Here is a 9,045-nt window from a genome sequence, read left to right as displayed (position 1 = left end):
GCCCTGGATAGATGGATTAACAGCCACGAAGCTAATCAATGAACTGTTAAACGGGAAGAAACACCCGTACATAGTGGCAGTGACAGCTCATGCAATCAAAGGCGATAGCGAGAAATATCTATCTGAAGGCATGGATGCTTACATCAGCAAACCAATCAGTATGAATGCGATATCAGAAATCATTGATAGGGTTGAAAAGATGAGCTCGCCGCTCAAGCGTTGAGTGAAGCAAAATAGGATAGCGACGAAGCGGTCTACAAGGAGGTTTTTCGTGGATAAGCGTTATAACGATTTATATAAAAAGGCGCAAGCTTACGGTCAGGAGCATATACTCAGGCATTACTCGTCGCTTTCCAATGCCTCGAAGAATAAGCTGCTGGATAAAATGGAAGAGCTGGATTTTGTTGCTCTTGGCGAGCTTTTTCAACTTACGAAGGAGCCATTGGTAAGTACCGACTTTATTTCRCCAATGGCAGCTTTCGACTCAGAGGCATACAGCGACGAGGAGCGTGAGCAAATGACCGAGATCGGCTGGGACCGGCTTCGCCAAGRCAAAGTCGCGGTGCTTGTCGTTGCTGGAGGGCAGGGAAGCCGTCTGGAGCATGAAGGACCGAAGGGGACCTATAACATCGGGCTCCCTTCTGGAAAGTCACTGTTCCAACTCCAAGCCGAGCGCTTGCTCAACTTGTCCAGGAGAGCTGGACGGTCCATCCCTTGGTACATAATGACCAGTCCTGAGAATCATCAGGATACTGTTCGGTATTTCCAGGCATCAGCGTTTTTCGGCTATGAGGCAGTAGACATTTTCTTCTTCCAGCAAAGCGTACTGCCTGCACTGGATTCTACAGGACGCGTTCTGCTCTCCGCCAAGGACGAAATTGGTCTTACTCCCAGCGGAAACGGTGACTCCTTTGCTTCCATGAAGCGCTCCGGAGCCTTGGACGACCTGAAACGTCGGGGAGTGGAGTGGCTTTTCTATTACAATGTCGACAATGCCTTGATCCGAGTTGCTGATCCTTTGTTTATAGGGACTGCTGTACATTATAACTATCCGATTGCCACTAAAGTCGCAGAAAAAGCCTACCCAGAGGAAAAAGTCGGCATTCTGTGCCTGAAGGATGGTAGACCGGCAGTCGTGGAATACATGGACGTGCCTAAAGAGTTAATGTACGAAAGCGATAGAACGGGCCACTTGACCTACGGTCTGGCCAACCTTTCGATCCATTTGTTTCGCACCGATTTTATCGAACGGCATGCGGATGCGAATGTTCCTTATCATGCGGCCCATAAAGCAGTCAAATTCATAGACGATCAGGGCAATACCGTTCATCCGGCGTCGCCAAATGCTTTCAAATTTGAAAAATTGATCTTTGATTTCTTCCCGCTCGTCGAACGTATGATGGTATTGAAAATACGAAGAGAGGAAGAATTCGCCCCTGTCAAAAACAAGGAAGGAAAGGACAGCCCCGCAACAGCTCGCTCACTTGTGCAGGGTTTGCATAAGCGGTGGCTCCTGGAAGCAGGTGTAGCTTCCACCGTGCTGGAAGGTCTGAACATTGAAATTTCACCATTGGTTTCTTATGGGGGAGAGGGGCTGACACCGGAGGTTTTGAAGGCTCTTTTTGAAGAATAGTTTAACTGATACTAATTATAGAACGAAAGAGGCAGCCCACACTTACTGGCTGCCTCTTATTTAGTTATGAATAAGTTTCTATTGTACTAGGCTCTCAATGTCCGGCTGCAATTTGTTACGCAGTACATACAGCATGATGGCACCAACAAGGAACGCGGCGGCATCTGATATGACGAGAGACCAGACAACCCCGTGGAAGCCGTTCATTCGATTAGCGATATACAAGACTGGAATCAGCGTAATTCCTTGAATAATGGACATAATAAACGCGGCGGTTCCTTGTGCTGTTGCTTGGAAGATCCCCGTAAACAGCGCGGTTATTCCAGTTATGAACAAGGATAAGAACGTCACATGTAGAATGTAACTGCCCATTTGAATTAATTGCGGATCATTCGTAAATAGACCAATTAAGTGGTCGGAAACGAGAAAAACGATGATGCCGAACACGACTGCTAGCGCGACAATCGCTTTGATCGTGAATTGGATGGTATGTTTCATACGTATTTTATTCGCTGCAAAAGAGAAGGCAATCAAGGGCACAACTCCCTCACATAAGCCCATCAGAATAACTTCGGGAAATTGCAATAAACGTGATGAAATTCCAAATGCCGCTACGGCTTGTTCGCCATATTCGACTAGATATCGGTTAAAGATTAGCGACATTGCGCCTAAGAATACACTCATAATAAAGACAGGAACTCCGATTTTGAATACATTGCTGAGAATATCCTTGGAAGCCTTAAACCATTTTAAGGAGATAGTTAAGAATTGGCTCTTATATCCGATATGGAAGGCGTAGAAGACACCCGCAACCAAATTAGCAATGACCGTAGCAGACGCAACACCAATCACCCCCCAATGAAAGACGAAGATGACTAACGCATCAAGAATAATATTCACGACAACACTGAGAATCATACCGACCATCGATGTGATTGCTGAGCCCTCAGAGCGCACGATATTTTCCAATGTGAAGAATAATACGATGAATGGTGAACCGACAATCATAATCGTGACATAATCCTTCGTGAAGCCGAATGAGTCAAGCGTCGCTCCCAGGCCATGAACGATGGCATCGATGAATGGAATACCGACGGCCATCAAGATAAGTCCAAGCGCTAAACTGCTGTAAAAAGCGAATGAGGACACATGCTTTACATCATCATATTTTTTCTCTCCCAGCAAACGGGAAATAAATGCACTGCTCCCGATGCCAATCAAATTGCCAAGGGCCATTATAGCCGCGAATAACGGCAAGGTTAGTGCGAGTGCGGTTAACATGGCGGTGTTTTCCAGTGTACCAATGAAATAGGCATTTAAGATGGCATATATGACACTCATTGACATTCCTAGCATCATTGGTACGGCGAAATGAGCTATGGCTTTTGCGATAGGTGCTTTTTCGAAATAATGAAGGTTCTCTGTATCCATGTTGGTCACCACTTTCTTTCTTTATTTTGGAAGGTTTGCTTTATTAGGAATCCCTCGTTAGGTTGTTCTAGCGTCATTCAAACCAATCTTACAGTGTTAGATTGAACCTTACAGTGTTAGATGATATCATAGAGATATAGACCTGTAAAGCACAAACTTACACTGTTAGATAAAAGGGCGGATACCAATGAAAAAGCAGCAGCCTCAGATTTCGGAAGATAAGATTTTGGAAACCTCATGGGTGCTTCTTGGAGAGGATGACCTCGAGAAGTTCAGCATGAGACGATTAGCCGATAGGCTAGGGATTCAGGCTCCCTCGCTGTATTGGTACTTCAAGAGCAAACAGAATCTCTATCAGCGTCTGGCCAACCAAGTATCAAAAATTATCGTGGAAGAGTTCCATCCCGAGGGGGACTGGAAGGAGCAACTGATAGCATTTGCAGTTACCGTGAGGCGCGTACTCTGTCGCTACCCCTGTTCTACACAGCTGATGATGCTGACGATACCCATCGAGCCGGACATGATCCGATTTACCAACCGTATGTTGCTATGTATGGAATCGGCACCAATCAAGCAAGAGCAGAAATTACAAGCGGTTCTTACGTTAGTGAACTATGTCTTCTATTTCGTTCTGGATAATTATCAAACTCAGCGCCTGTTTTCCACCGTCAATAAGGAGCAGGAAGTGCTGCTAGACGGGGAGATGATCCGGCTTCTGGACTCTATGAGCGAGGCGGAAGCCGGGCAGTTCCGGAGTATGTACAAGAGTGGGCTGTTCGAGTTGATTGGGACCGATAAGTCGTTTGAGTTTGGCCTGAAGTTGATTCTGTTGGGGATTGAGCAGGTCATAATGGAGGAGTAGAAGTAGGCATCTTAGTATTAGGGGGAAAGGAATCAGGAGCGGGAAACGCAGACACCAGCAAAACTCTATAATGGCACTACGCTGATACCAGTGAGACTGATGTCAGAAGTGTTAGGAGCAAAAGTGCAGTTTGACGATGCGACGAAAGTTATTACGATTACTTATTAACCTCGGCAGAAAGCGGAAGATTAGCTTCCGCTTTTTTGTTTTATTGTGGTAATATATGGGTTAAATAAAAATGCTAAAGGAGGCTTCATATGCCTTTTCCATTCGACTGTATTAGTGATTTTATGTTTTTCGAAACGGAAATGGGTCAGTCAGATGTTATTTTAATTCCAGGTTCAAGTCATCCTCAATTAATGGAAAGAGCAACGACGTTATACCATCAAGGCGTTGCTCCATTTATACTACCTTCCGGCGGTTCCACTGCGCATGTAGAAACTACTGAATGGGAATTCCTGAGAAATATTGGAGTGTCACTAGGAGTCCCTTCAGAATCAATATTTAAAGAAGACAAAGCAACTAATACCTTTGAAAATGCAAGCTTATCTTTGGAGGTTTTGCAAGAACATGGGATTCACCCCAAAAAGGTTGTTTTAGTCTGTAAAAATTATCACGCTCGCAGAGCACTTTTAACCTATCAATTTGTTTTTCCAAGTGAGACTATTTTTTATGTAAGTCCAGTTATTGATAAAACAGGGACCTCAAAAGACAATTGGTTTCAAGATGAAAATAAAATAAAGTACGTAATGAATGAGCTAGAAAAGGTAGGGAAGTATTTCAGACCGGCCATATACAATATTGGATCAAAATAGCTTGATAATCTAGCCAAGAATAAGGTTGATAAATCCAATATGAGGGAAAGTAGATGAGATATGAGGGTATTTATTAAAAGTGGTTTTGATAAACAAATAGTAAATCATAATTTTTATGCCGCGTATGATGGTTTTAAGCAAATGGGCTTTGAGATACTCTATTTTGAAAATATTGAAGAAGTAACGGAACATAACAAAGAAGACATCATAGTAAGCTATGTTGATGATGTTAGGTCAACACTTTCCAAATATGATATAGTCCCACCTGAAATTGATTATCCAGAAGAATTAGAAGGCTACTTAGGAAGAAAGGTCTGGAAGTCTAAATTAAGTGTGATAGCCAACAATCCTGATAACTGGAACGTTTTTATTAAGCCAGTTGAGGATAAAAAGTTTACGGGAGTAGTGGTAAGAGGGACTAAAGATTTGGTTGGATGTGGGACATATGGTGAAGATCCTGAGATATTATGCTCCGAGGTTGTGAATTTTGTCACTGAATGGAGATGTTTTGTTAGACATGGAAAGATTCTAGACATTAGAAGGTATAGAGGTAATTGGAGACTACACTTTGATTATAAAGTGGTTGAAAATCTTGTCTTACAATACAAATCTGCTCCGAACGGTTATGCTGTGGATTTTGGATTAACTGATAAAGGGGATACGCTATTGATAGAAGTTAATGACGGCTATTCTCTGGGGCATTATGGGTTGTTTTCTTTGGATTATGCGAAGTTATTATCGGCAAGATGGTCGGAGTTAACATCAACGATAGATGAGTGTGATTTTTAATTTAGTGTTTTATAGCCAGTGAAATTCGATGCGCATTAAAAAAGAAGGCGCGAATTATCCGCGCCTTCTTGAACATATAGATTTGTGATTACGAAATTGGTTGAATCGGATTGCTCGTTATAATGTCCTCTACCTCTTGGTAGCCTTCCGGGTAGGCAAAATTATAACGTGCTGGAAGTGCAAATACGTACTTGTCATTACGGATTAGCTCACTAGGTCCAATTGGAGCAGCACCAATATGGAATTTCTCCTGCTGAAGCTCATTCCATTGGTCGACGGTAAAGATGAGAATGGGGATATCCTGTCTCGGTTGTTCGGATGTCCATTCGGGATGGCGAATGCTAATCTTCGCGCCGCTTTCCACCACGCTCTCGACTTGCGAATCCGCTATTGAAAGACCGTCCCACTTATCTGTAACGACCGAATAACCCTTCCAGTTGTTAGGAAGCGTGAAACGAAAGCCATATTGGGTATTCTCATAAACGATGGAATCTGCTTTAACTTGACCCGATTGACCACCAGCTGGTATCATCGGTTGGCTGTTCCCATCCCTTGGTATATCGCCGGTTGAATCCGATTCTGGAGTCTGATTTGCAGCAGGGTGGATATATTTGAGCGAGTTATAAATCATTTCAGCCGCTTGCGCGCGTGTAATTTCCGCTTGTGGATGGAAGTTTCCATCGGAGTCAAGCGTTGCAATCCCTTTGTAAATAGCAGCTTGAATCGGTCCAAGAGCGTCAAAGGTAATTTCGGCTTTGTCTTTGATCTCGATCGGCGGAAGCTTCATCATGTGCATGATATTGTGACCTTCCAATGCAAGAAGCAATTCTTTCGTGAAGGTTTCCTTCGTCCATGTCTGGTTCGGATCAAGATCAGCATGAAGGTCAAGGTCGTTATTCGCCGCTATTATTAAGCTTTGCGCATACCAGGCATCATTGTTTGCTTTCGCAAAATAGTTGGTTGCCAGGGGTGCTTTTACAAAATTAATGGAGTTGAGGTTCAAACCAAGCGCTTTGACGATCATTTGAATGCCTTGGCTGACCGTAAGTGTTGCATTGGGTTGAAACAGGTCGTTGCTAACTCCCGATACGAGACCTTGGGATTGCAGTGAAATAATTTTATCTTTGGCCGCAACTTGCTCCAAATCGGTGAATGTTGAAGTTGCTGCAAAACTTTGACCTGCTAAGGAAAGGGACAAGATGGCAGCTGCGGATAAGCTTAGAAGTTTTTTTCGGGAATTCAAGTTCAATCACCTCATAGAGTTTTTACATTCAATATMTATGACGACCCACAGTCTGGAAATGTTGCATTGTTGCAGCCATAAGAAAAAAACAAACAGTGTATTGCGCTTGTCCAGTACGGTTACGGTAAACTGTTCAGCAATTTTCATATATCAATACTTAACCAAAACGTGTGAACGTGGATTCGATGCCCAGGTATGCTAAAATGATGTCATATCGGACAATCCTACACGAAGTCCGATAGAATTTACGCGATTGGAGGAGTGTAAATGCAGCTCATCGACAAAACGAAAATCCAGCAGTTTATCGATATCCTTATCGGTCTGGATTTATATATCCATCTTGAGATGACAACGGGAGCGTATGCTGCACATCTGGATCGTACAAAGCATCCGGCCGCGACCTTTATTTCAAACGCCGTTATTCGATATTCACACGGCTCGATTTCCGGTAGTGGGCCCTATCGCATCGGCTTGAAAACAGAGCAAGGCTGGGTTTATTCCGAGGGGCTTACTCACTATGAAGAGACGGATACCGAAAGGCTAATCCTTGCGGGGCATGATACGGCGGGAAAACTCGTCGTGGCGTTGCAATTGAGTCGGGAACCGTTCTAAGGTAAAGGAGGATTCGAACAAATATGGAACGACACATCCTAGTTGTGCTTCCGCATCCGGACGACGAAGCGTTCAGCGCGTCAGGAACGCTTGCCATGCATCTTGGCCAAGGATCGGAAGTTACTTACGCTTGTTTGACTTTAGGAGAAATGGGCCGCAACATGGGCATACCGCCTTTCGCCAACCGGGTCACTTTGCCTGGCATACGCAAGCAGGAACTCGAAGCTTCTTGCCGTGCCATCGGGATCAAGGATCTTAGAATGCTCGGATTTCACGATAAAATGATCGAATTCGAGGATAAAGCGAAGTTGGACGGAAGTATCGAAGCGCTCATTAAAGAGCTGAATCCTTCGTTGGTCATTACTTTCCATCCGACACTTAGCGTTCATCCCGATCACGACGCATGCGGGGCAGCGGTAATCCGGACAATTGCCAGGATGCCTGCCGATCAAAGACCGACTGTTCATTGCATGGCATTCGCCAACAATCACGAACAAGAGATCGGCAAGCCCGATATCCTTAATGACGTTAAAGGTTTCTTGAAACAGAAGATGGCGTCTATTGAATCGCATAAATCTCAATTCCAAGCCGCGGAATTATTAGGCAACAAGACATTATCTGATCCCGAAATTCAGGCGCGATTCGGAACGGAGCGATTTTGGACGTATCGATTCGCATAAAATATCATTCATGATTAGCCATCCCCATTGCGGGATGGTTTTTTTTAGTATTCCGGTTATTTACACTTGGGCCAGAGTCAGGCATTAATAATTCCTCAAAGTATAGCTGTTTAAAGCCATCGCTTCTTGAGCCAAACGCGGTAAACGATGTAGACGGACGCTAAAAAAAGGACATACACGCCGACGGACAAAACGAGTTTGCTAGTGCCAGCAAACAAATTGCTGCCGATGAACGCAAACAGGAGCATAGCCGGAATTTTGCCCAATGCGGAGGCAATGGTGAATGTAACGACCGAAATGGAAGTAATGGCAGGAATGACATTAACGACAGCCTGAGGGATAATCGGGATGAGTCGAGCTAATAAAATAGTCAGGAACGGATTTTTTTCAATCGCACCTTGCAGCTTTTCCAACTTCTCGTATTTGGACAAGTAGGCGCGGCCTTGCTTTTGGAATAAGTAGCGTGCCAGCAAAAAAACAATGACAGACGCCACGGAAGCAGCTGTCCAACTGATCAAGGCGCCCATCAATGGACCGTACATAAACCCGAGCATGCCAATAACTATTTTGTAGGGAATAACAGGTACGATAATAAACCCAAGCGCGGCTGCAAAAATAAGCAGAACAGGCGCATTCCCATACTGCATCCAATGCAAAATGTCATCCTTATATACATAAACAATGATTATGAGCACAAGATACATGCTAATGGTGTACCATTTCTTCATTTGGTAGGGTATCTCCCTTGGTCTGATGAGTTTAATATCTGGTCTCTCGATAACACTCTTAATAATTTTCCCCGCGATAATAGCGCTTCAGTTTTTCTTCCAAATGAACGAGCTGTGCTTCCTTCTCTTCAATATCTTTCAGCAGCTTTTGTTTTTGATCTTCAATCGATTTGATTCTCTCCGGCAAGGTTGAGATTCCTTCGTTTACCAAATCATAATACTTCTTGATGTCATCCACACTCATCCCGGTTT

11 protein-coding genes and 1 pseudogene are annotated in these 9,045 nt (G+C 44.0%); 8 read left to right on the top strand and 4 right to left on the bottom strand.

Going from position 1 to position 9,045, the window contains the following annotated elements; translation table 11 throughout:
* Together AC1DUA_RS11705 and AC1DUA_RS11700 are read left to right on the top strand one after the other, a co-directional pair.
* Positions 1–223: response regulator (locus AC1DUA_RS11705; protein ID WP_477499917.1), on the top strand; the 223-nt coding region annotated here is incomplete at its 5' end.
* 48 nt (positions 224–271) lie between these two features.
* Complete coding sequence (locus AC1DUA_RS11700) at positions 272–1,633, top strand: UTP--glucose-1-phosphate uridylyltransferase (RefSeq protein WP_477499916.1); 1,362 nt, start codon at positions 272–274, stop codon at positions 1,631–1,633.
* Positions 1,634–1,711: 78 nt separating this feature from the next.
* Here AC1DUA_RS11700 and AC1DUA_RS11695 read toward each other — a convergent pair whose 3' ends face one another.
* A complete protein-coding gene (locus AC1DUA_RS11695) occupies positions 1,712–3,064 on the bottom strand; it encodes an MATE family efflux transporter (RefSeq protein ID WP_477499914.1) in 1,353 nt (450 codons plus the stop codon).
* Between the two features lie 187 nt (positions 3,065–3,251).
* Between AC1DUA_RS11695 and AC1DUA_RS11690 the strand changes: the two genes are divergently transcribed.
* From AC1DUA_RS11690 to AC1DUA_RS11675, 4 genes and pseudogenes are all read left to right on the top strand, one after another.
* Complete coding sequence (locus tag AC1DUA_RS11690) at positions 3,252–3,926, top strand: TetR/AcrR family transcriptional regulator (RefSeq protein WP_477499913.1); 675 nt, start codon at positions 3,252–3,254, stop codon at positions 3,924–3,926.
* Positions 3,927–3,968: 42 nt separating this feature from the next.
* Positions 3,969–4,094, top strand: a pseudogene (locus AC1DUA_RS11685) (stalk domain-containing protein); the annotation flags it as partial.
* A gap of 89 nt (positions 4,095–4,183) precedes the next feature.
* Positions 4,184–4,741 carry a YdcF family protein gene (locus AC1DUA_RS11680; protein ID WP_477499911.1) on the top strand — a complete coding sequence of 186 codons (558 nt, stop codon included), beginning with the start codon at positions 4,184–4,186 and terminating at the stop codon, positions 4,739–4,741.
* A 60-nt stretch (positions 4,742–4,801) separates the two neighbouring features.
* Positions 4,802–5,530: an ATP-grasp domain-containing protein gene (locus AC1DUA_RS11675; RefSeq protein WP_477499910.1), complete on the top strand. Its 729-nt coding sequence runs from the start codon at positions 4,802–4,804 to the stop codon at positions 5,528–5,530.
* An 88-nt stretch (positions 5,531–5,618) separates the two neighbouring features.
* Here AC1DUA_RS11675 and AC1DUA_RS11670 read toward each other — a convergent pair whose 3' ends face one another.
* A complete protein-coding gene (locus AC1DUA_RS11670) occupies positions 5,619–6,773 on the bottom strand; it encodes an S-layer homology domain-containing protein (RefSeq protein ID WP_477499909.1) in 1,155 nt (384 codons plus the stop codon).
* Between the two features lie 267 nt (positions 6,774–7,040).
* Between AC1DUA_RS11670 and AC1DUA_RS11665 the strand changes: the two genes are divergently transcribed.
* Together AC1DUA_RS11665 and bshB2 are read left to right on the top strand one after the other, a co-directional pair.
* Positions 7,041–7,385 carry a YojF family protein gene (locus tag AC1DUA_RS11665; RefSeq protein ID WP_477499908.1) on the top strand — a complete coding sequence of 115 codons (345 nt, stop codon included), beginning with the start codon at positions 7,041–7,043 and terminating at the stop codon, positions 7,383–7,385.
* A gap of 23 nt (positions 7,386–7,408) precedes the next feature.
* On the top strand, positions 7,409–8,065 hold the full coding sequence (bshB2, locus tag AC1DUA_RS11660) for a bacillithiol biosynthesis deacetylase BshB2 (RefSeq protein WP_477499907.1): 657 nt from the start codon (positions 7,409–7,411) through the stop codon (positions 8,063–8,065).
* Between the two features lie 110 nt (positions 8,066–8,175).
* Here the strand turns inward: bshB2 and AC1DUA_RS11655 are convergent, their stop codons facing one another.
* Both AC1DUA_RS11655 and AC1DUA_RS11650 read right to left on the bottom strand, forming a co-directional pair.
* On the bottom strand, positions 8,176–8,793 hold the full coding sequence (locus AC1DUA_RS11655; RefSeq protein WP_477499906.1) for a TVP38/TMEM64 family protein: 618 nt from the start codon (positions 8,791–8,793) through the stop codon (positions 8,176–8,178).
* A 58-nt stretch (positions 8,794–8,851) separates the two neighbouring features.
* Positions 8,852–9,045 (bottom strand): MerR family transcriptional regulator (locus tag AC1DUA_RS11650; protein WP_477499905.1); only part of this gene is annotated, 194 nt, incomplete at its 5' end.

This window comes from Paenibacillus sp. 01T422, assembly GCF_056398785.1.
This window is presented reverse-complemented; position numbering and strand designations above follow the sequence as displayed.